The organism is Longimonas halophila (genome assembly GCF_002554705.1).
Classification (GTDB): Bacteria; Bacteroidota; Rhodothermia; order Rhodothermales; family Salinibacteraceae; genus Longimonas; species Longimonas halophila.
In genome coordinates, this window is the sequence record NZ_PDEP01000006.1 from 97,087 (window position 1) to 120,271 (window position 23,185).

A 23,185-nucleotide genomic window follows, 5' to 3' on the forward strand; every position below is an offset into this window, starting at 1 on the left:
AACGTGGGGCATGAGGACAGGTACAGCACATCTGCAACGCCCCGGTGGGGTGGCGGAGCCTGGTTGAACGCACCGGTCTCGAAAACCGGAGTACCCTCACGGGTACCGGGGGTTCGAATCCCTCCCCCACCGCTGATACAAACACACACGCCGACGCCTCCTTCTGTCTGCCGACGGAAGGAGGCTTTTTCGTGGATGCGATGTGCATCTCGGCATGGATAGCACGGGGCACAAGACGGAACCGTTGTGTGCGCCCATCTCACATGTCTACGAGACAGCGCAACAGCTCCGTAAAAACGTGATAGGACCGCCCGGTTCGCCAGGCTTTCGAGTGACATCGCCGCTGCGGGTTCGTATCGTTACTACTGTATCTGCCTGTTTCTTCTGGCCTCCCCATTGCTATGTCAACCGAACACACCGTCGCCGCTTCGCGCTGCACCATGACCGAGATTGTGCTACCCAACGACACCAACGGGCTCGGCAACATGATGGGCGGGCGGCTGCTGCACCTCATGGACAAGTGCGCCGCCATCTCGGCACAGCGCCACGCCCGGCGCGTGTGCGTCACCGCCTCAGTCGATAACGTCGAGTTTCAGCGGCCCATTCGCGAGAGCAACGTCGTGGTGGTCGAGAGCCAGGTGAACCGCGCCTTCCGCACGTCGATGGAGGTGGAACTGAACGTGTGGGCCGAAAACCCGCGCGATGGCACCCGCCGCAAGTGCAACCGTGCCTTCTACACGTTCGTGGCCCTCAGCGAAGACGGCCATCCGATCGAGGTGCCCCAGATCGTGCCCGAAACCGCCCGGCAAGAAGAGCGCTTCAAAGCCGCCGGTAAGCGCCGCGACGTGCGCCTGGTGCTGGCCGGACGCCTCTCGCTCGACGAGGCCAACCACCTGCAAGACGATATGGTCGAGGCCGTGCGTACCGCCCGCGACAGCGAGTAAGCTTTCTGCATCCCCATGCGCTACCTGCTCTGCATTCTGCTTGTTGCTGGTGGACTGGTGAGTAGCGTGCTGCTCACCCCGCTCCATGCTCAGCGTGCCCCTGGCTCCATTGGCGTTGGAACGCAAGCCGGGCAGCCGGGCGGCTTTACCGTCAAGACATATGGCCGCGCGCCCTGGGCCGGAGTGTTTAGTCTGGGTACCAACTTTCGCGATCAGACGGTGGCCCATGTGCACCTGCTGCGCGAACGAGACCTGCCCGAATCGGCCCTCTGGGTGTTTTGGGGCCCGAGTCTGTTTCTGGGGCTGCGCAGCCTCGACACCCGATCGCGCGTGGTGGCCGGGGCCGGCGCGCGCGTCGGACTCAACTTCTACACCGAGCGCATTGAGGTGTACCTGCACGCCAGCCCCCGCGCCGAGGGATTGCCTGCGCCCGATGTTCGTATAGGGGGAAGCGTAGGCCTCCGCTACTACCTACGTTTCTGATTGTCTGCTGCCTCGTTGCAGCATCGCCTTGTTTGCCCGACTGCCTCTGTGCCGGACATATGCTCTATAACCGCGTACTCATCACAGGCGCCAACGGTCTTCTTGGGCAGGCGCTCACCCGGCGCCTGAGCCAGCTACCCGAGTACGACGTGCTCGCCACCGCCCGCGACGACACGCCCCGCTTCGACACCGGCTCGTGTGGCTACGCCCCGCTCGACATCACCCAACCCGATGACATCGCGGCGCTCTTCGAGGACTTCACGCCCAACGTCCTTGTCAACTGCGCGGCCATGACCGATGTGGATGGCTGCACCGATGCCAAAGACGACTGCTGGGCCACCAACGCCACCGCCGTGCAGCATCTGGCCGAGGCCTGCCGCCGCCACGGCACACGCCTGGTGCAGGTCTCTACCGACTTCGTGTTCGACGGCGAAGACGGGCCCTATGCCGAAGATGCCCGCCCGAATCCAGTCAACTACTACGGACGCTCGAAGCTCGCGGGCGAGAACGCGGTGCGTGCCTCGGGGCTGGCCAACTGGGCCATTGTGCGCACGGTGCTGGTGTACGGCACCGGCACCGACCTGGGACGCGGCACCATCGTGACGTGGCTGATGCAGAAGCTGGCAGCGGGCGAGCCGGTGCACATCGTCACCGATCAGTGGCGCACGCCCACCTACGTGAACGACCTGGCCCGCGGCATTGAGCGGCTGCTGCACTACGAAAAGACCGGCGTGTACCACATCTCCGGGCGCGAGCTTGTCTCGATCTACGACCTGGCCACCACCGTAGCCGACGTCTGCAACTACGACCCCGACTTCATCACGCCCGTGACCAGCGACTATTTCGAAAACGCCGTACCGCGTCCGCCGCGCACCGGATTCATCATCTTGAAAGCTGAAACGGAGTTGGGCTACCACCCCACACCGCTGCGCGAAGGCCTGCGGGCGGTGGGGAGCACGTTGGGTATTGCGTCAGATTCGTGACCGCGGCACCGTGCCTTCGCCTCCGCAGGTTCGTGCTATATTAACACCACATCCCTGCCTTTTCGAGACGCGCTTGCGTTCTTAGGGATACGCAGCGCATCCGCCTGTACTCGTATGCTTGTTGACCTGAATCCGTAGCTCCTATGCTTGACCTTGACGCTGTCCGTGAACACCCGAACCGCGTGCGCGAAGCCATGCGCGCCAAAGGCGAAGACCGTCCCGAGCAGGTGGACGCACTGCTGGAGGTTGACGAGGAGCGGCGCACGCTCATCACGGAGCTGCAAGAGGCGCAGGCGCGCTCCAATCGCATCTCAAAGCAGATCGGCGCGCTGATGCGCGAGGGCAAGAAGGAAGAGGCGCAAGAGCACATTGACGAAACCAGCGCGCTCAAGGAAACGATCGGCGAGCTGGAAGAGCAAGTGCGCGAAAAGAAGGCCCTCACCGAGCAGATGCTGCTGCAGTTGCCCAACATTCCGCATCGGAGCGTGCCGGTGGGTGCCTCCGAAGAGGACAACGAGGTGGAGGAAGAGGTGGGCGAGAAGCCGACATTCGATTTCGACCCGCAGCCGCACTGGGAGCTCATCGATGCGCTCGGCCTTGTGGATTTTGAGCGCGGTGCGAAAGTGACCGGCGCCGGATTTCCCATCTACACCGGCAAGGGCGCGCGTCTGCAGCGTGCACTGATCCAGTTCTTCCTGGACCAGGCCAACGAGAACGGCTATACGGAAGTGCAGCCGCCGCTCTTTATCAACGAAGACAGCGCACGCGGCACGGGGCAGCTGCCCGACAAGGAAGACCTGATGTACGAAATCCCGCGTGAGGGCTTCTTCCCGATTCCCACCGCCGAGGTGCCTGTCACTAACATGCACCGCGACGAAATCTTTGATGCGGACGACCTGCCGCGCACGTACTGCGCCTACACGCCGTGCTTTCGGCGCGAGGCGGGCTCGTATGGTGCGCATGTACGCGGCCTCAATCGCATGCATCAGTTCGACAAGGTGGAGCTGGTGCAGTTCGTGACGCCGGAGGAGAGCTACCGCGCCCTGGAGGCAATGTGCGCCGATGCCGAAGCGCTCTTGCAGGCGCTGGGGCTGCCGTACCGACGCCTGCTCATGTGCACCGGCGATATGGGCTTCACGCAGGCGAAGAAGTACGACCTGGAGGTGTGGAGCGCCGGACAGGAACGCTGGCTGGAGGTGTCGTCCGTCTCGAACTTTGAGGCGTTTCAGGCGCGCCGCATGCAGATCCGGTATCGCCCCGAGCCCGAGGCCAAGCCCGAGCTTGTACACACGCTCAACGGCAGTGCACTGGCGCTTCCTCGCATAATCGCCGCGCTCATTGAGCAGTACCAGATCGAAGACGGTACCGTCGAACTGCCCGAGGTGCTGCATCCGTACACGCGGTTTGAGACAATTGCTTAAAATAACCGCATATGTTGTGCGGCTATTCCAGGCCCGTCACGATCAACCCGGCGGCTTGGGCAGTATCAATACCAGGGCAGTTGGATACCGCACGTTACACCGCAGACCTTCTGCATTCTCTGTCGTTCAGCGATCTTCTGGTTATGGCTACAGACACACAGACTCGAACAGAACTCGACCTTTCCACCAGTAAGCGTCACTACGAGGCGGCGCAGCACCGCATTCCTGGCGGCGTGAACTCGCCTGCTCGCGCCTTCAAAAGCGTAGGCGGTACGCCGTTGTTTATCGACCGCGCCGAGGGCGCGTACATGACCGACGTAGATGGCAATCGTTACATCGACTACATCGGGTCGTGGGGGCCGATGCTGTTTGGCCACGCCCATCCCGATGTCGTTCGCGCCGTAAAAGAGGCCGCAGATGCCTCCACCTCGTTTGGCGCCCCGACCGAAATCGAGATTGAGGTGGCCGAACTGGTCTGCGATCTGGTGCCGTCGGTCGAAAAGGTGCGCATGGTGAACTCGGGCACCGAGGCCACCATGAGCGCAGCCCGTGTGGCACGCGGCTACACCGGACGCGATAAGATTATCAAGTTTGCGGGCAACTATCACGGTCACGGCGACTTTTTCTTGATCGCCGCAGGCAGCGGCCCGCTGTCGCTGGGCGAACCCAACTCGCCGGGCGTCACCGAGGGCAACGCCAAAGACACGCTCCTGGCGCGCTACAACGACGCTGCACATGTGCGCGAGCTTGCCGAATCGTACGAGGACGAGGTCGCCTGCATCATCGTCGAGCCGATTGCCGGCAACATGGGCTGCATTCCGCCCGAGCCCGGCTTCCTGGAAGAACTCCGCGCCATCTGCGACGAGCATGGCATCGTCCTCATCTTCGACGAAGTCATGACCGGATTCCGCGTCGCGCCCGGCGGTGCCCAGGAGCGCTACGGCGTCACGCCCGACATGACGACACTGGGCAAGATCATCGGCGGCGGCCTCCCGGTGGGCGCATACGGCGGCAAGAAAGCGATCATGGACTACGTGTCGCCCGTGGGACCCGTTTACCAGGCCGGGACGCTAAGCGGCAACCCGCTGGCGATGCGTGCGGGCCACGCGGTGCTTTCGAAGATCGCCACCGAAAAAGACGACATCTATCCGCAGTTGGAGCGCTACAGCGAGGCGCTCGAAGAAGGCACCCGCCAGAACCTGGACGCGCTCGGGCTCTCGTATTACACCACCCGCGTGGGCGCCATGGGCAGCCTCTTCTTCTCGGACGAGCGCGTCACCGATCTTGAGACAGCTAAAGCCTGCGATACGGAGGCCTACGCCGACTATTTCCATGCGATGCTGGAAGAAGGCGTGTACCTGGCCCCCTCGCAGTTTGAGGCATACTTCTTTGGCACGCAGCACGGCGAAGCCGAGCTCGACAAAACACTTGCGGCCCAGCGTAACGCGCTCAAGCGCATCCACTGATTCCAACTCCACAGGCTTCGCTGGTGTATCGGGGTATGGAAGGGTGAACGGGGAGACGAAAAACATCTACTTACAGCGTGAAGAACGGGGCGGAGCCCCTGAACGGCCCCGTCACGAGGCAGAGCCCCGCGACGAGATAACGTGTGTGAGTTGCAACTACGTAACGCGGTGTGCAAGTTTTCCCATTTTTCTTTTGGTCGGGCATCCCCCTTTGTCGCTGCGCGACATTTCCCCCTTCGCGAAGGGGGAAACGCCCGAACAGCGTGAGGGAATGGGGGATGTCAGGACCGCGTATTCTGCCACAATGCGATCAGCAAAGGAAAAAAAGAAACCCGCACATGCCGTTACGTACGTCTTCAGCGCAATGCTGCAACCAGATTTGGGTAGCGGTTCAATGCTAAGTGATGGAGGAAACATGCCAGTAGCAGGAGGCTGGGAGCGCCGACCGGCGCGGACGTCCCCGGCGGGGCTTGCGGAGGCGAACGGAGGACCGCTGTATCTGTTTAGCGTGGTTCAATAACCGCCCGGGGTCTTCCATGGGTGCACATGCTCCCCTTCTCCCCTTTTGGTCACCTTGAGCGCATACCGACAGCCGTCGGTAGGAGTCGAAAGGTCTCCTACAACACCGGCACGGCATGCGCTCTACTAACATCGCTTCCTCCTTGACAGAAGCAGGCGGCTCACGGGCCGGGACAACTCCGCATGAAGTGCTGCTTCAAATCCACCCCTCAGTCGCTGCGCGACAGCTCCCCTCTCCAGGGGAGCGGCCTGGAGTGGCTGCTTACACCTGCTCTTCCTCTGCGCTAAACACGTACGGACCGTTCGCCCCAGTCAACGCTTTTACCAGAAGGCCATCACTTACGGTCTATCCACTACCCAGATTCGGTACGATTCCTGTGCGGTGCTCGCAGCTACTTGTGGATCCAACAGCCCTACAGAAAAGAGGGGCCGACCGGCAGACCCCGGCGGTCCCTCTTGCTGTTGAATGCGTTGGTATCAGACGCGGCAGTTTGGCGCTCTCGTCCTGTGTGGCAGGCAGCGTGTAGCGGTTTACGGCGTCCACATGCGGATGCCGCGCTCCTTGGTGCCCGAGAGCACGTAGCGCCCGTCGGGCGAGAAGTCGACAGCGCTCACGCCTTCGCCGCTCTCACCCTTGAACAGATAGCCAAGGCTACCGTCGGAAACCTTCCAGAGGCAGACGTTGAGGTTGCTGGTGCCCGAAATGGCAAACTGGCCATCGGGCGAGAACGACACGGCAATGACGAGGCCATCGTGGCGGTCGAACGTGCGCAGGAGCTTGCCCGACGCCGCATCCCACAGGCGAGCAGTCATGTCGTCACTGCCCGAGAGGACGTACTGGCCATCGGGCGAGAATGCGACCGAGAAGACATACGCTGCGTCCCAGTCGCTGGTATCAAGCTCCATGACCTGGCCACCAGACTGCACGTCCCAGATGCGCAGAGCGCCTTGCCCAGTGCCTGTGACGACGCGAGAGCCGTCGGGCGAGAATGCAGCCGAGAAGACCGGCTCTTCGTGTGTATCGAAGGTAAACTCAGGCTCTCCCGACTTTACGTCCCAGATGCGTAGCGTCCCTCCTTGGCCGGCTCCGCCGAGTACGCGGTTGCCGTCGGGAGAGAAGCAGGCTGTGAGCACCGAGTTGGGCGAGGTTTCGAGGTTGTGCAATTGGGTGCCGGTTTCCAGGTCCCACAGTTGCAGTGTGCTCTCCGAGCTAAGCGTGAGCAGCGTTTCTCCATTCGACGACAGATCGATTGCAATGGGATGGCCATCGAGGCCACGAATGGTTTGAATTTCGTCGCCCGAGACGACCTCCCAGACTTTGGCCTCGTTGTCGTTACCGCCGCCAAGGGCGAACTGGCCGTCGGGTGAAAAGGAGACGGCATTGACCCAGTCGGCAGTGCCTTCGAGGCTGCGCACAATGCTCAGGTTCTGGCGCTGCGGGCTACTATTGCTTCCGTCTGAGCGGCGGGCTGAAGAGCTGGATTTCTCTTCGGAGGCACTGTCGTCATCAGAGAGGTCTTTCGACTGGAAGATTTGCGTCTGGGCAGGCTGGTTTTCCGCTTCATCTTCGTCGCCCAGACGAATAGGACCGGCTTCGGCATCGCCGCTATCGGAGGGCGAAGGAATCTCCACATACTCTCCGGGATCTTCATTGCGGAGAGCTTCGGCAAGCATTGCGCACGAGTCGAAGCGGTCGTCGGCCTCTTTCATAAGACACTTCGCTACAACCTGCTCCAGCCACTCGGGGATGTCGGGCTGCAGCTCGCGCGGTGGGGTGTACGGCTCATGGAGGACTTTATACACCACGCTCATAGGGTGCCCTCCAGAGTGAGGCAATTGGCCTGTGAGCGCTTCATACAGCACGACGCCAAGGCTGTACAGATCGCTCCGGGCCTCAACTTCAGTGCCACGAGCCTGCTCGGGACTCATATACTCGGGGGTGCCAAGTACCGTCCCTGTTTGAGTGAGGCGAGCCTCTGAAGAGGCATACGCGATGCCGAAGTCCATGAGCACGGGCCGCCCCACGTCTGTAATCATGACGTTCGAGCCCTTTACGTCGCGATGGATCATGCCTTGTTCGTGGGCATACGCCAGCGCATCAGCAATAGGGGTGATGATCGTGACAGCCTCTTGGCTGGACAGATGCCCCTGCTCCTGAATGATTTCGTGCATGTCGCGTCCACTCAGGTATTCCATCGCCATGAAGTGGACGCCATTGGTTTCCCCTTCATCGATGATGGTTACGATGTGAGGATGATTTAGCCGTGCAGCAGAACGCGCCTCGCGGTGGAAGCGCTCCAGCATCTTTTTATCATGCGAGACCCCCTGGGGAAGTACCTTCAGAGCAATGTCACGGCCCAGGCTGCGCTGCTTGGCCTTGTAGACAATAGCCATGCCCCCCCGGCCAAGCTCTTTCTCAATCTCGTAGTTTTCGTCGAGCGCCTCACGCACCAGCGTTTCCGGGTTGCGGATGCTGGTGGTTGTTGTAGGTGGGTCTTCCAGCCACTCTCCACAGTGCTTGCATTTGCGCGCTGCAGCCAAGATCTCCTCGTGACAGTACGGGCAGCGCTTTGTGGCTTCAGACATAGGGGGTGGGAGTGGTTAGAAACGGTCCGTGGTTCGTACGGGCGCAAGAGAGTCGAGCCGTCCTCAGGTGTAAGGGCTATCGCGGAGGAAAGCAAGGCAGAAAACGCGATGCTACACCTCATACCGAAGAACTAGCTCACCCATCTGAATGGTATCCTCGTTCTGAAGTTCGACAGTTTCCTCGGGGGGGACCTGCTCGTTGTTAACTTCCGTGGGGTTGGTTGTACTCTTGTTGCGGAGGTAGACCTCGTTACTGCTCGTTTTTTGGATGATTTCGGCCTGGATGCGCGACACAGTGCGGTAGGTGTCTCCCAGTTGGATATGTGCAAACGCCCGTTCGCCCTTCACATCGGCACGACCAATGGTGACGACGTTGCCATCTTCTTCCTCGCGCGGGAAGCCCGCAATACGGAACTCGCGCCCCTTGTCGGGTCCAGAGATAATAACAAGCTTGCCAGGAATAAACTTCATCGTTTTAGGGGGGGCCTTGAACTTCAAGGTTTCGGGGCTCTCGGGCTTATTCGCCGTTGAACTGCTTGATTCCGACTTGATGCGGCGTTCGGGTTCATCGGTTGTGGGGCCGTCGCTGTCTGGAAACAGGGAGTCGTCGCCACCTTGCAATTCGGTGTCTTGCACGTTCAAGTCACCGTCTTCCTGGCTTGCTTCAGACTTGGCCGCCTCTGCCGCCTCGCGTTCTGCTTGGGCGCGCTTCTCTTCGCGCCGCTGCTCGGCTTCTTCCTCACGCTTCCAGAGGTAATAGGCGCTGCCAATAATCGCGATTGTAATCAGCAGGCCAATGATGCCAATGATCGTAAACGGATTCCCTTCGCTCTCCAATCTACGCTCCTCAGGCGTCTCGCCGCTTTGGCTGCCCGCTGCGGTAGAAGACCGATTACTCTCCGTAATGTACGGCTCCCGATTGAACGCGCTGATTGATACGAGCCCCTCAACAGTGAGCTGATCCCCTTCTGAAGGGGCAGTGTCAGACGAGTAGCGAATCCGGATTTGGTTTCCGTCCTCGTCTTCCAGTATGTAATTCCCCTCGTCTTCAGCCAAGACCCGGGCTACGGTGCCCTCAACTGAAACCTGTGTATCATTGTACTGGCCGGGGTTGTTAAGAATATCGCTCACTGATGTCTGAGCATCAGCGGGGGCGGTTCCGATGAAAGCCAGGAAGGCTACAGCCAACCAAACAAATCTCATTGGACAAAGGGAAAAGGTATAGGGAACAAACGTGAACGCAAAAGCGGGGTGTAGCCGGGGCCCTGTCCTGGTGAACAAGGAAAGATCCGAGCCTCACAGGCCGGAAGGCTTGCAGGGGAGGAACAGCTACACAATAATCATTAGCAGGCACGGGGTCAATGCCCTTTTTCGATATCGCAGGATCAAGACCGTAATATAGCAGGCACAGTTAGCATGTTTTGTCAGCGAGAAGGCACAGGCAAGATTGTTTTACTTGGAATGCTACTTCAACAACTCCCTCAATGTTAGGGGGCGTCAGGCTGCATAGCTGCATGCGGGGGACTCACACGGGTTGGGGGCCCGGTCGTTAACCATTCAGGAAGTAAACTAATTATTCCGAATGCCCACGCGTACAACCCCGGCCCACTCGTCGTCTTGATAATTCGGCCAAACTACTTCGTAGGCACGTCGGCCTGCATATCGTGTTTTATGATGATAGAGGGCGGGGGTTGTCGTGGTGCGCTCCCACAGATCGCCACCGTATTCCAGGCCGCCTCGCGAAAACTGCTCGCTGTGAATGACTTCCCCTTCTGGATCCTGAACCGCAAAATAGAGGAGCGCACTGCTTTCTTCAAACAGCGGGCCGAAGTTGGCAAGAGGTTCACCACCCAGGTAGGCTCCTCCAATGAGAGTAGCCACGGCGCTCCCGGTAGCTGCGTACGATCGCGACAGTTGCTCTGACACCATGCGTTGCCAACGTTCGTTGTTCTGAATATCGGCAAGCAATCCTTCAAGCAGCGCATTCTCATCGGACGAGGTGCGCGACTCAAACTGCAGGACAAAGTATCCGGCATCTACAGGTGAGATGAGCCATGCCTCATCCGGGTTCTCTGAAGACTCAAGCATGGTCACGTTTCCTGATAGACGCTCCAAGTCGTTGGTTGAGGGCGGGGCGATGGTGCCTGAATCGTAAAAAATGACATCCGAGCGGGCGTCGCGTGTCATCAGGTAGATACCAACCACAAAATCAGGAAAGCGGATGCGTTGCATCTCGCTCCGTACGTGGCTCACAACCGCGTCGGAGGTTACGCCACCAAACAGCACGTTTCCATGCTTGGCAATGGGGCTTAACATCTGCCCCCGTACCGTAATCAGACTCGTCAACACATTCTCGGGGGTGGGCGTGCGGATGGCCAGTCGCTTGGCGATATCGAAAGCGTCGTCGAACTCGGTGGTGATCATGTACAGCTCCTTCAGGTCAGATGCTGCATCATCCCACGTAACATACGATTGATCGCCATTCCAGTCGTTAATAATGGTTTCGTAGGCGGCAATGGCTTCCTCATGGTTCTCCGTCCGATAGGCCGAGGAGCCGCACAGGTAGTTCAAGCGAAACGTGCGGTCGCTGTAGGCACCGTAACGGGTGCAGTATCGATGCGCTTCGCCGTACGATTCATTATCGTGCAGCCGCCCTACCCACGTTTCCAGGGTCGAGGTGATGCGTCCACCAAACGCGCCGCGATTGGCCAGGTAGTCGTTTGTTGTGACCGACTGCAAGAACGACGGACTGCCACTTGGTGCCTGCTGCACGTAGCTATGCCAGCTGCTGTACGCCTCCACCAGTGCATCTTGCACGCGTCCAATTGAGCACTCGCGCAGAGCCGTGTTGATGAGTCGTATCGCACCGGAATAGTTGTTCTGATTAATGAGGCGATCTGCCGTCGATAACTGCTGGTCTGCAAACGACTCGTCGCAGGTCTGAGCCTGTATCGAGCGGGCCGAGGCCGGCAACGGCTCGGTAGCACCCAGCATGGAGAAGACAATGACAAAGAGGCCAGTAAGAAATGGGGGGTAAGGTCGACGCATAAAACTCGGCGGAATGCGGCAGGTCAAGAACAGGGCAGAGGCTCACGGACGACCAGCGCGGGGCAGAAATACGAGAACGGTGTTATGCCGGCTCTTCTTGGGCTGGAGGGAACGCGTAAGTGCGTACCTGGCCCAGGTTGCGGGTAATCGAACCGGCTTCAGCCATCACAACCGAAATATTGTCGCTCGACCCCGAATGATACGCCAGCGATACCAACGACTCAGCTGCCGTGCGTAGGTCGGGCGTGCCCACCATGTATGAGGCAAAAAGCTTCTCTTGGTCGTCCATCTTATCTACGATGAGCCCATCAGAACAGAGCAAAAACCCGTCCCCATTTTCAAGTTTGTAGTACGGCTGCTCTTTGGGGAAGAAGTCAGGTACATCATTGCCTCCATCGAGTGTCTTGTTGATAATATGACCATACTGACGTACAAATTTGGGGTCGAGGTCGTCAGTGTTTGCTTGCTTGCGAAACTCTTCTAAGTACGAATGGTCGGTGGTTACCTGGCGCATAACCCCGCTGTGCAGGTGATACACACGGCTGTCGCCCATATTGCCAACGACAAACCGGTCTTTGAATCCAAGCACGCAGGTGAGCGTGGTGCCCATGCCATCCAATGAGGGTTCGCGCTCAATAACCGTGCGAATGGCCTCTTGGGATTCCTGATAGATCTCGGTCATAATCTCCTTCATCTCTTCGGGCTCGGTTTGATACCGAAACCGCTCGTCGAGATAGGCTTCTACTCGCTTCAGCACAGACTGGCTCGCAATCTGTCCTCCTGCGGTACCCCCCATGCCATCGGCCACCGCTAAGAAAAACGCATCAGGATGCGGATAGAACTGCAAAATGTCGTCCTGATTGACCTCGCGGCGTCCAGGATAGGTTGTACCGTGGGCAGAAATTGGGAGCATTGCGTCCGGAGAAAAATCTTCAGCGACTACACGAGCAAAGGAAGAGGGGCACCCGGTCAAACATAATACGGCCACGGAGAAGACGAAGAAGTACTGCTCCGAAAACAGGCCGGCAGCATGCGTTTGGGGCCCCGAGCAAGCACCGGCCGAGCCGCTCTACACCAGCGGGCAGTGGTTGGGTATACGTATGTGCGTTGTGAATAACATATTGTGTTGTAGTAGCTTAATGAGGGTGCCAAAGAGGCGTGAAAGCGTCATTCTGCATGATGCTTCATCTGGAGCGATTGCTCTTGCAGAGCGTTTTGTGTCAGCACCAGCCTATGTGCATCACAGGCACCATGCATCCACGAAGCGGCACATGGAAGTACGACGATGCTCAATCCTCTTATAACACTTCCTTACATACGTTGGTTAGGTACAAGCGTAATACGAAGGGTACGCAATAGAAAACGGAGGGGCAAGTGATTTTTAAACAGCTTTTACCGCGGCGGTATTTCAATTTGAACCACTGATGCCCTACCAAGATAATCATGAATCTAATTTAGATATAAGACAATTGCAATCAGGGAGATAGACAAAACACTTGATTGCAGAGACGTATTTCTGAAAACATACTACGTGCATCTCGTTGGTCGGCTTTTCATATCGTGCGGAGGGGGAAGAGGCAGGAGGGAGGCGTTCTGCCTTCCTGCGCATACAAGGTATCAATGTAGGGTGTTGTGTTGCCGAACCGTGGTTTCAGCCAGGCATACACGATATGCTACCCCATGTCCTCTTGCACGCTCACTCCTTTGCGCATGGCCCACGCCGAAAACGACGACACCACGCTGTATCTTATTGATGCGATGGCGCTCGCCTATCGTGCTCATTACATCTTTATCAAGCGCCCGCTTATCAACTCGAAGGGCGAAAACACCTCGGCAGCTTACGGCTTCACCAATTCGCTGCTCAAGCTCATCAGCGATCACGAGATGGAGCACATCGCGGTGGTGTTCGATGTGCCCAGCCAGGATGGCACCTTCCGCGAAGACATCTACGAAGACTACAAAGCCCACCGCGATCCTCCCCCCGAAGACCTGCTCGACAACCTGCCTCGTATCAAAGCCATTGTGCGCGCCATGGACATTCCCGTGGCCGAAGTTGAGGGCGTAGAGGCCGATGATGTGATTGGCACACTCGCCCGCGATGCCGAGCACGACGGTGCCGATGTGGTCATCGTATCGCCTGACAAGGACTTCAAGCAGCTCCTGTCGCCGTCCATTTCTATGTACAAACCGGCGCGTGGTGATCAAGATTTTGAACACATCACTGCCGAGAGTTTTCGCGAGGAAATGGGCCTCGAACCGTCGCAGTTCATTGATATGCTCGCCCTGTGGGGCGACTCGTCCGACAACGTGCCGGGCGTGCCGCTCATTGGCGAAAAGACCTCGCAGAAGCTGCTTCGTGAGTATCCTGACGTAGAATCGGTCATTGCCCATGCCGACGAGGTCGGCGGCAAGCGTGGCCAGAACCTGAAGGAGTTTGCCGACCAGGCGCGCATGAGTCGCAAGCTCGTGCAGATTAAGACCGATGTGGACTTTGGGCTCGACTGGCACCAGCTCCGCCAGGCCAATCCTGACATGAACGAGTTGCGCCGCCTCTTTCAAGTGTTCGAGTTCGAGTCTCTGCTCGACCGCGTTGATCTGAACGGAGACGGCACCGACGCCTCCGCCTCCTCCCAGACTACAAGCGGCGACGACAGCGACGCCCTCTCGTTTGACTTTGGGCCGTACGAGGCGGTGAAAGAGCTCGATCCCGATGTCGTGGACTACGGTTTCATTCAGCACCGCGACGAGCTGGAGGCGTTCGCCGAGACGCTGGCCGAGCACGACCGCTACGCCTTCGACACCGAAACCACCTCGACCGACTCGATGATCGCGTCGCTCGTGGGGATGTCGTTTGCCTGGACGCCGCACGAGGCCACTTACGTGCCTACGCCGCTACCCGACGGCACCTCCACGCAAGACGTGCTCGACGTGTTGCGTGACGTGCTTGAAGCGCCGTCTACGCTCATCGGCCACAACCTGAAGTACGATCTGGTGGTGATGCGCCGCCATGGCGTGGACGTGCAGGGCACCATCTTCGACACGATGATCGCGCACTACCTGCTGCATCCCGAACAGGCCCAGAACCTGAATGATGTGGCGCGGTCCATCCTCAACTACAAGATGGAGCCCATCGAGAACCTGATTGGCTCGGGGCGCTCGCAGATCACGATGCGCGAGGTCGACATTGCCGATGCCGCACGGTACGCCTGCGAAGATGCCGATATCAGTTTGCAGCTTGCGGAGCCGCTGGAGGAGGCGCTGCGCGAAATTGACTTGTGGACGATTGCCGCGGAGATGGAATTTCCGCTCGTGCGCGTCCTGGCCGAGATGGAGCACACCGGCATTCGGGTGGATACGGATGTGCTGGACGCCATCTCCGAGCGCCTCGCCGACGAGCTTGACGATATCGGCAGCCAGATCTATGAGCTGGCAGGCACCGAGTTCAACATCAACTCCACGCAGCAGCTGGGTACGGTGCTGTTCGAGAAGCTGGATCTTCCTGTCATCTCGAAGACCTCCACCGGGCGGCCCTCCACCAAAGAAAGTGTGCTGGAGGAGCTCTCTACGAAGCACGACCTTCCGGGGCTTGTGCTCGACTGGCGCAAAACCTACAAGCTGAAGAGCACCTACCTCGACAGCCTCGGCGAGCTGGTGCATCCTGAAACGAATCGCATCCACACCAGCTTCAACCAGGCACGCACTGCCACCGGGCGGCTCTCCTCCTCCGATCCGAACCTGCAGAACATCCCGATTCGCACGCCCGTCGGGCGCGAGATCCGAAAAGCGTTCGTGCCGCGCGAGGGCTGGCAACTCATGGCCGCCGACTACGCGCAGATCGAGCTGCGCATTCTCGCTTCCATGAGTGGCGACGAGGCGATGCAAGAGACCTTCCGCTCCGGCGGCGACATTCACACCGACGCTGCTGCCCGCGTCTACGACATAGACCCCGACGACGTAACGCGCGATCAGCGGCGCAAGGCCAAGGAGGTCAACTACGGCATTCCGTATGGCGTGTCGCCGTGGGGGCTGGCGCAGCGGCTCCGGACCTCGGTCGAGGAGGCCCAGGAGCTGATCGACCAGTACCGGAAGTCGTATCCCGGCGTCGCATCCCTCCTGAACCAGCTGGTCGAAGAGGCGCGCGACAAAGGCTACGCCGAAACTCTGCGCGGACGCCGCCGCCCCATTCCCGACCTTACGGCCAGCAATTCCAACCGCCGCAGTGCAGCCGAACGCATCGCCGTGAACATGCCGATTCAGGGCACGCAGGCGGATATGATCAAGATTGCCATGAATAGTATCGACAGTCGTATCCGGCAGAGCCAGCTCGACAGCCGGATGCTCCTGCAGGTGCATGATGAACTCGTGTTCGACGTGGCGCCCGGCGAGGAGGACGCCCTGAAATCGCTCGTCGAAACCGAGATGAACGCCGCGCTCCCGCTCGATGGGGTGCCGGTTGTCGTGGACATTGCGCTGGCCGATAACTGGCTGGAGGCGCACTGACTGCCGACTGCGATTTGACTGTATCCTTCCCACGCACGGCGCAGTCATTGCATTCCGCTATGGCACCATGTTGAACAAGTGCGTTTTGTGGATACGCAGCACCGGCGGCAGGAACGCCGGAACGTCCTCATTCGTGCAGCACAGCCATTCTTTCCATTGACGCCCTCGTTTCGTATGAGCACCGCTGTTTCGCCATCGCCCGTCTCGGTAGACGGCTTCTCGTTCGTGCAGGAATCCGGCGGCATCCAGCAGTATGAGCTGGACGCCAACGGTCTGCAGGTGTTGCTGTATCCCATTGATGCCGCGCCGGTTACGAGCGTGATGATTACCTACCATGTGGGCAGCCGCAACGAGCGCACGGGGCACACCGGCGCCACGCACATGCTGGAGCACCTCATGTTCAAAGGCACCGAGCGCTTCCACAAGGAGCACGGCACGTCCATTTTTGACGTGCTGCAGCGGGTGGGCGCCCAGGTCAACGCCTCCACCTGGACCGACCGCACCAACTACTATGAGATGCTGCCGCGCGAGCATGTGGGCATGGCACTCGATATTGAGGCCGACCGGATGCGCAACGCCCGCCTGGCGCCCGACGATGTGGAGTCGGAGCGGACGGTCATCCTGAACGAGTTCGACCGCGGGCAGAACGACCCCACGCGGCGGCTTTTCGATGCAGTGTGGAGCGCAGCGTACGTGGCGCACCCGTACCATCACCCCACCATTGGCTGGCGGAGTGACATCGAGACGATGCAGCCCGAGGACCTGCGTCACTTTTACGACACGTTCTACTGGCCGAACAACGCCACGCTCAGCCTCATCGGGTCGGTGGATGCGGAGGCCGATCTGCAGTCCATTGCCGAGCACTTTGGAAGCATATCAAGCGCGCCGCATGACATTCCGGAGGTGCGCACCCGTGAGCCCGAGCAGCGTGGGCAGCGTCGCGTAACGGTGAACCAGGATGGCGAACTCGGGGCGCTCCTGTCGAGCTATAAGGTGCCCCATGGCCGCACCGACGCCGCCGACGCCTTCGACGTCTTGGCGCGCATTCTGGCATCCGGCAAAGGCAGCCGCCTCTACCGCCGCTGCACCGACCAGGAGCTGACGACCGACGTGTTCGCGATGAACTTTCGGATGCGCGACCCGAGCCTCTTCTCCCTCTTTGCCTTCCTCACGCCATCGTCAACCCACGAAACGGTGGAAGCCGCGATCGAAGAAGAAATTGAGCGCATCCAGCACGAAGGTGTGACCGACGACGAAGTGGCGCGGGCGCAGCGTCAGCTTGTGGCGAAGGAAGCCTACGGGCGCGACGGGCCGTACCGCATCGCCTCGCAGCTCAACGAGGCCATCGCTGTGGGCGACTGGACGCTCTACACCGAGTACATCGACCGCATCCGTGCCGTTACGCCGCAGGTCGTGCAAGAAGTTGCGCAAGAGCATCTGCACACCACGCAAAACACCATCGGCTGGTACGTGCCGGATGCGTAGCACGCCGCTGGCTCCGGCTATCTCTGTCGTTCTCCGTCCTGATTTTCTCTGCTTCTATGGATCGCTCCGCCCTCTCGTATGCCGACCGCGTGCACGATCGTCCCGTGGGTCCGTGCCGCCTGCTTACCCTTCAGATGCCGGTAGACGGCTTTGTCTCATGGCGCGGTTCGTTTCGCACGCACCCCGACCTGGGAGCGCACGACGACCTGGTGCAGCGCCTCATGGTGGCGATGCTCGACAAAGGCACCGCCACGCACGACCGGTTCGAACTGGCCGCGCTGCTCGAAGAATGCGGCGCGCAGCTCTCGCTGTCGAGCGACGGGCTCTATGTGGATGTGTCGGGGCAGTCGCTTACGGGCGACCTGCCTACCGTGCTCGACGTATGTGCCGACATGGTGCAGACGCCGTCGTTTCCCGAGTCAGAATACCCGAAAGTGCAAGCGCAGACGCTGGCCGATGTGCAGCGCTCGATGCAAGACACCGCGCCTCATGCCTCGCGTGCGCTCATGCAGCGCCTGTTCTCGGTTGACCACCCCAACTACAGCCGTCCGTTCGAGGACGAACTGGAGCGTCTGCAGCAGACCACGCGTGCCGAGGTGCAGACGTACCACCACGAACACGTCACGCCGCACGCCTTCACGTTGGTCGTAGCGGGCGACCTGGAGCACGATGCGGTGGAAACCGCAGTGCGCGGCGCGTTTGCTTCATGGGACGGCACGGCTCCAGCTCCAACCCATGCGACGCGCGCTACGGCCTGCGCCCCCGGAACTGCTACCGTGCCCATGGCCGACCGCGACAACATTGACGTGCGGATGGGCCACGCGCTCACTCTCCGCCGCGACGACGACGCCTACCTGCCGCTCTACCTGGGCAATTACATCCTGGGGGGCAACTTCTCAGCGCGCCTCATGAACACCGTCCGCGATGAGATGGGCCTCACGTACGGCATTCGCTCGGGCCTGTCGGGCATCAGCACCGAGTACGACGGCAGCTGGACCATTGGCGTGACGCTGAGCACCGAGGCGCTGCAGCAAGGCCTCGACGCTACGCGCCAGGTAGTGCGCGACTTTGTAGAGGGCGGCGTCACTGAAGACGAGCTTGATGCCAAAAAGACCACGATCACCGGTTCCTACAAAGTGGGTCTGGCGACCACGAAGAGCGTTGCGCAGTCGCTCCTGACCAATGCCGAGCGTGGCTTTCCGGTGAGCTACCTCGACGAATTCCCCGAGCGCATCCAGGCCGTCACGCTTGAGGAGGTCAACGACGCCATCCAGACGCACTTCGATCCTGATGCGCTGCATACCGCCATGGCGGGGAGCGTGCCTGCATCGGTCGATGAGGCGGCGGCGTAGGTTTGCACGCAGTGTCACGTCTGTGTACTACCGACTGATGGGGGCCGCATGTATTGCATGGGGCCCCTACCCATGGGGGCGTACGACATGGACCGGTACGAAACGCGAATGGATTCGGTACAGGACTGAGCAGCAGAAGTAGTTTAGAACGATACAACATTGCACGAACGACTGCCACGTGCTCAAGTAGCAGTTACGCCACGCTCTCCCGCCGGAATACCCTCTCTGCTCTCTGAAATACTGCCCAGGTGAAGGTTAAACAGCAATTCACCAAGAAAGTCTATGCTTGTGTAGACAAAGTCTAAATTAGCTCTTACGTTAGAGGTGTACTTTTCGGGGCGCCCGCCTCGGATAGCAACCTAACTCTACTGTTTTATTGCACTACTGACGTACAAGCATGCCAACGTCCTCAACGATTCTACCGCGGCGCTTCTCTTTGCTCGCGGGCCTATTTGCTTTCTGCATCGCTTTTGTCCTGACCGGATGCGACGACTCCAGCGTCGGTATGGATGACGGCGAAGAGACCATCGAAGCCCCCGAAACCTACACCTTTATGCGTGATGGCGAGTCCTCTGTCTCCTATTCGGGTCAGACGGATCGCCTCAACATGGTCGCCGAGATGAAGTCGTACCTCGGCCAGGGCGATGACGGAGAAGAAATCTCCGAAGACGTCCTGCTCGCCATGTTCACGAATGAAGGCGGCGACGGCGGCGGAAACTTTTCCTTTACCTCGGATCGTCAACTGCGCAACAAGACCTTCGCACCCGATCGCGACGCCGACCTGTTTGAAGGTTTCTTTGCCGAGGCCGCCGCAGCCAGCGAGAACGGGGCCCAGGGCATCACGGCAACCGACGGCACCGCTGGACTCCTTGAACGAGGAAGTGGAAGCACAATCCTCGTGGATGAGAATGGCCGTGAGTTCACGCAGCTCGTCGAGAAGGGCCTGATGGGCGCGGTCTTCTACAACCAGATCTTTAACGTCTACCTCACCGACGACCGCATCGGTCCAGACGTCGAGAATGACGAGCTGGAGGAAGGCGAAAACTACACCGCGATGGAGCACCACTGGGACGAAGCCTTCGGATACACGGCCGCGCCCGTCGACTTTGAATCGGGCTGGTCGGAAGACACCGATGGCAGTCTGAGCTACTGGGCCAACTACTCCAACACGGTCGATCAGCAGTTGGAAGGCACCAACGACGCCATGATGGAGGCTTTCATCAACGGGCGTACGGCCATTGTGAACGGCAACACGGAGGCGAAGAACGCAGCGCGCGACGCCCTTTACGAAGAGCTTGAGCTGATCACCGCCGGTACGGCCGTGCATTACATCAACAGCACGCAATCTGCGCTGGATGCAGGCGAGACGGGCGATGCCTTCCACGCGCTGTCGGAGGCCTGGGCGTTTGTGAACGCGATTAAGTACAGCCCGAATCGCAATCTGACGATTGAAGAGATCGAAACCATCAAGGGCGAACAGTTTGGCGCAAACGGTAACTTCTGGAACGTCACGCCGGCCAGCCTGAACGAAGCAAAGGCTACGCTGGTAGAGGCGTATCCGGAGCTTGAGCCGGTGCAGGACGCTATCTAAAATCGAGATGTGCTATGCGTGGCAGGGTGAGTGCCCCTCGCTCTGCCGCTATGGCCGCTCTGATCCATTCCGCAGTATCGCGCGTCGCTGTCTGCTACGATGCAGGCAGTGACACGCCTCATTCTGACCCCCACTCTTCCTATGACACACGTACTCTCAAGAGCGCGCTGGCTTTCCGTTGCCTTGGCTGCTATCGTAGCCATGGTTACCGTGGCTGCGTGTGACAGCGTTGGGTCCTCCGATTCAGACGATGATTCGGATTTCGACCGCGTGGCGCTGCTGCAGAACTACGGAAGCAACATCATTCTGCCGTCTTATGAAACTCTGGCGGCGGATGTAGCCGACTTGAATGCCTCCGCAGAAGCATTTGTAGCAACCCCGTCGCAAGAAACGCTGGCGGATGTGCAGGCCGACCTCAAAGCCGCGCGGATGGCCTGGCAGGCCGCAAGCCTCTACCAGTTCGGTCCGGCTGAGTCGCTCACGTTGCGTAGCGCGCTCAACACGTATCCCACCGACGAAGAGCAAATCGACAGCAACATCGCCTCGGGCGAGTACACGTTTGGCTCCATCAGCGATCGGGCAGCGGGCGGATTTCCGGCGCTTGGCTACCTGCTGCATGATACAGGTGCGACCGATGCAGAGATCGTGGCCGCGTACACGAGCGAAGCGAATGCCGAAAGCCGCGGCACGTATCTGCTGGAAAATATCAACTTCATTCAGGAGAACGTAGACCAAGTCGTTACCGAGTGGTCGCCTGACGGAGAAGACTACCTCGGCATGTTTACAAGCGAAGCCAACGCCGGAACGGATGTGGGCAGCTCGCTGGGCATGCTCATTAATGCCTACGTGAAGCATTACGAGCGCTTCCTGCGTGACGGAAAGATCGGTATTCCGGCAGGAGTGCGAAGCGCAGGCGTGCCGCGCCCGTCCTCTACCGAGGCGGCCCACAGCGGCTACTCGCTCGAACTGGCCATCGCCAACGTGCGGGCGTTTAAGCGTCTGTATCTTGGTGAAACCGTGGAGGGCCAGGATGGCCCCGGCATCGACGATAATCTGGAAGCGCGTGGCGCGGGCGATCTGGACACTGAAATCGTGAGTGCGCTCGACGCAACCATCAGCGCCCTGCAGGACCTGAACGATCCGCTGGCGAATCAGATCGAGACGAACAACGAGCCGGTGCTCACAGCTTTTCAGGAGATGCAGAGCGTGGTGGCATTGATGAAGGCGGATATGACATCTGTGCTGGGCATTACCATCACGTTCCAGGATAACGACGGCGACTGATCGCGCGCCACGTTGGGTCCTTCTTCAAGCTGTTTGCCGTAACGCGCTATGTGGAAGAAATACGTCACTGGCTCCACCTCCGTTGCCCCACTGGCGGTGTTTCGGGCGCTCTTCGGCTTCATCATGGCCGTGAGCATCGTCCGGTTCGCCGCCAACGGGTGGATCCACGAGTTGTACGTTCAGCCGTCGTATCACTTCACGTTCTACGGATTCGAGTGGGTCCAGCCGCTGGGCGCTACGGGGATGTACGCGCTCTTTGCGGTTATTGGCCTCTCTGCGCTCGCATTGATGTTGGGGTGGCGCTACCGAATCGCAGCGGTGCTGTTCTTCCTGTCGTTCACGTACGTGGAACTGATCGACAAGACGAACTACCTGAACCACTACTATTTCGTCAGCATCATCAGCTTCCTGCTGATCTGGGTCCCGGCAAACCGCCGCTTCTCGCTCGATGCATGGCGCGACGCCAGCATGCGGGCCGATCTGGTACCGGCGTGGACCGTCAACATCTTCAAGCTGCAACTGGGCCTGGTGTATGTCTACGCCGGTCTCGCCAAGCTACATCCCGACTGGCTTTTGGACGCCATGCCGCTCCGGCTCTGGCTCCCGGCGCACGGGCACTGGCCCGTCATCGGGCCGCTCTTGGAGATGCCGGAAACAGCGTATCTGTTTAGCTGGGGTGGTGCGCTCTACGACCTCACCATCGTGTTCTTCCTGCTGTGGAAGCGTACGCGTCCGCTGGCTTATGTGGCGGTGATCGGCTTCCACCTGGCGACAGCGCTGCTCTTCCAGATCGGGATGTTTCCCTACATCATGATCTTGAGCACGCTGATCTACTTCTCGCCGTCCTTCCACAACACGGTCATCCGCTGGGCGAAGCAGACTTGGCGCTGGATCACCCGGTCGGCCCCGCGCGAAATGGCAGGGATCGGATCATCGGGCGGGCTCACGCGCTATCGGTTCTCAAAACTGGCCTCGTGGGCGCTGGGCGGGATGCTGGGCGTGTACTTCCTGCTGCAGGTTCTCGTACCACTGCGCTTTATGGCGTATCCGGGCAACCTCTTCTGGACGGAGCAAGGATACCGCTTCTCATGGCGCGTCATGCTGATGGAAAAAACCGGCCACGCGGTCTTCCACGTACACGACCCAGACACCGGACGCCAGTGGCAGGTGGGCAACTGGGAGCATCTGACGCCCAACCAGGAGAAGATGATGTCCACCCAGCCCGACATGATCTTGCAGTTCGCGCACCACCTCGAAGACACCTACCAGGAGCAGGGCCTTGGCGATGTCGAGATCACCGTTGAGGCGCACGTTACCCTCAACGGCCGCCGGGGCGCCCTGCTGGTAGATCCTGATGTGGATCTAACCGAGATCGAGCCCGGCTTCCACCACAAAGACTGGCTGCGCCCCTTCCCCGGCAACGATCAGCGCTGGATTGGCGGAGGCTGATGGTATCCGTCGCTACCTGCACTGACCCGCTCCCGTATGTTTCATTTGTAGTACTTTTGCATTGTCTGTTCCTG

Annotated in this window: 15 protein-coding genes and 1 tRNA gene; 12 read left to right on the forward strand and 4 right to left on the reverse strand. The window is 59.7% G+C overall.

What is annotated here, in order from left to right:
• Window positions 1-43 precede the first annotated feature (43 nt).
• The 6 genes from CRI93_RS07685 to hemL all read left to right on the forward strand — a co-directional run bounded on the left by CRI93_RS07685 (window position 44) and on the right by hemL (window position 5,297).
• Window positions 44-132: transfer RNA gene (locus CRI93_RS07685), tRNA-Ser, on the forward strand.
• 269 nt (window positions 133-401) lie between these two features.
• On the forward strand, window positions 402-944 hold the full coding sequence (locus CRI93_RS07690; protein ID WP_098062041.1) for an acyl-CoA thioesterase: 543 nt from the start codon (window positions 402-404) through the stop codon (window positions 942-944).
• 15 nt (window positions 945-959) lie between these two features.
• Window positions 960-1,427: an RNA polymerase subunit sigma-54 gene (locus CRI93_RS07695; RefSeq protein WP_098062042.1), complete on the forward strand. Its 468-nt coding sequence runs from the start codon at window positions 960-962 to the stop codon at window positions 1,425-1,427.
• 59 nt (window positions 1,428-1,486) lie between these two features.
• Window positions 1,487-2,410, forward strand: a complete 924-nt coding sequence (gene rfbD / locus CRI93_RS07700) for a dTDP-4-dehydrorhamnose reductase (RefSeq protein ID WP_098062043.1) — start codon at window positions 1,487-1,489, stop codon at window positions 2,408-2,410.
• 143 nt (window positions 2,411-2,553) lie between these two features.
• A complete protein-coding gene (gene serS / locus CRI93_RS07705; RefSeq protein ID WP_098062044.1) occupies window positions 2,554-3,831 on the forward strand; it encodes a serine--tRNA ligase in 1,278 nt (425 codons plus the stop codon).
• A gap of 143 nt (window positions 3,832-3,974) precedes the next feature.
• A complete protein-coding gene (hemL, locus tag CRI93_RS07710) occupies window positions 3,975-5,297 on the forward strand; it encodes a glutamate-1-semialdehyde 2,1-aminomutase (RefSeq protein ID WP_098062045.1) in 1,323 nt (440 codons plus the stop codon).
• 1,050 nt (window positions 5,298-6,347) lie between these two features.
• Here the strand turns inward: hemL and CRI93_RS07715 are convergent.
• The 4 genes from CRI93_RS07715 to CRI93_RS07730 form a co-directional block, all read right to left on the reverse strand.
• Window positions 6,348-8,402: a serine/threonine-protein kinase gene (locus CRI93_RS07715; protein ID WP_098062046.1), complete on the reverse strand. Its 2,055-nt coding sequence runs from the start codon at window positions 8,400-8,402 to the stop codon at window positions 6,348-6,350.
• A 111-nt stretch (window positions 8,403-8,513) separates the two neighbouring features.
• Window positions 8,514-9,605 (reverse strand): FHA domain-containing protein, encoded by a 1,092-nt coding sequence (locus tag CRI93_RS07720; RefSeq protein ID WP_098062047.1) that lies wholly within the window; start codon window positions 9,603-9,605, stop codon window positions 8,514-8,516.
• A 366-nt stretch (window positions 9,606-9,971) separates the two neighbouring features.
• Window positions 9,972-11,450 carry a hypothetical protein gene (locus CRI93_RS07725; protein WP_098062048.1) on the reverse strand — a complete coding sequence of 493 codons (1,479 nt, stop codon included), beginning with the start codon at window positions 11,448-11,450 and terminating at the stop codon, window positions 9,972-9,974.
• A gap of 82 nt (window positions 11,451-11,532) precedes the next feature.
• Entirely contained in the window at window positions 11,533-12,363 is an 831-nt protein-coding gene (locus CRI93_RS07730) for a protein phosphatase 2C domain-containing protein (protein WP_098062049.1), read from the reverse strand.
• Window positions 12,364-13,160: 797 nt separating this feature from the next.
• On the opposite strand from CRI93_RS07730, the gene polA reads away from it, so the two are divergent.
• The 6 genes from polA (at window position 13,161) to CRI93_RS07760 (ending at window position 23,111) form a co-directional block, all read left to right on the forward strand.
• Window positions 13,161-15,950, forward strand: coding sequence for a DNA polymerase I (gene polA, locus CRI93_RS07735; protein ID WP_098062050.1), 2,790 nt, complete (start codon window positions 13,161-13,163; stop codon window positions 15,948-15,950).
• A 174-nt stretch (window positions 15,951-16,124) separates the two neighbouring features.
• Window positions 16,125-17,435, forward strand: coding sequence for a M16 family metallopeptidase (locus CRI93_RS07740; protein WP_098062051.1), 1,311 nt, complete (start codon window positions 16,125-16,127; stop codon window positions 17,433-17,435).
• A 56-nt stretch (window positions 17,436-17,491) separates the two neighbouring features.
• Window positions 17,492-18,787: a M16 family metallopeptidase gene (locus CRI93_RS07745; protein WP_098062052.1), complete on the forward strand. Its 1,296-nt coding sequence runs from the start codon at window positions 17,492-17,494 to the stop codon at window positions 18,785-18,787.
• A 397-nt stretch (window positions 18,788-19,184) separates the two neighbouring features.
• Complete coding sequence (locus tag CRI93_RS07750; RefSeq protein WP_098062053.1) at window positions 19,185-20,378, forward strand: DUF4856 domain-containing protein; 1,194 nt, start codon at window positions 19,185-19,187, stop codon at window positions 20,376-20,378.
• Window positions 20,379-20,519: 141 nt separating this feature from the next.
• Window positions 20,520-21,662 carry an imelysin family protein gene (locus CRI93_RS07755; RefSeq protein WP_176521772.1) on the forward strand — a complete coding sequence of 381 codons (1,143 nt, stop codon included), beginning with the start codon at window positions 20,520-20,522 and terminating at the stop codon, window positions 21,660-21,662.
• 48 nt (window positions 21,663-21,710) lie between these two features.
• Window positions 21,711-23,111, forward strand: a complete 1,401-nt coding sequence (locus CRI93_RS07760) for an HTTM domain-containing protein (protein ID WP_098062055.1) — start codon at window positions 21,711-21,713, stop codon at window positions 23,109-23,111.
• The last annotated feature ends 74 nt before the right edge of the window (window positions 23,112-23,185 follow it).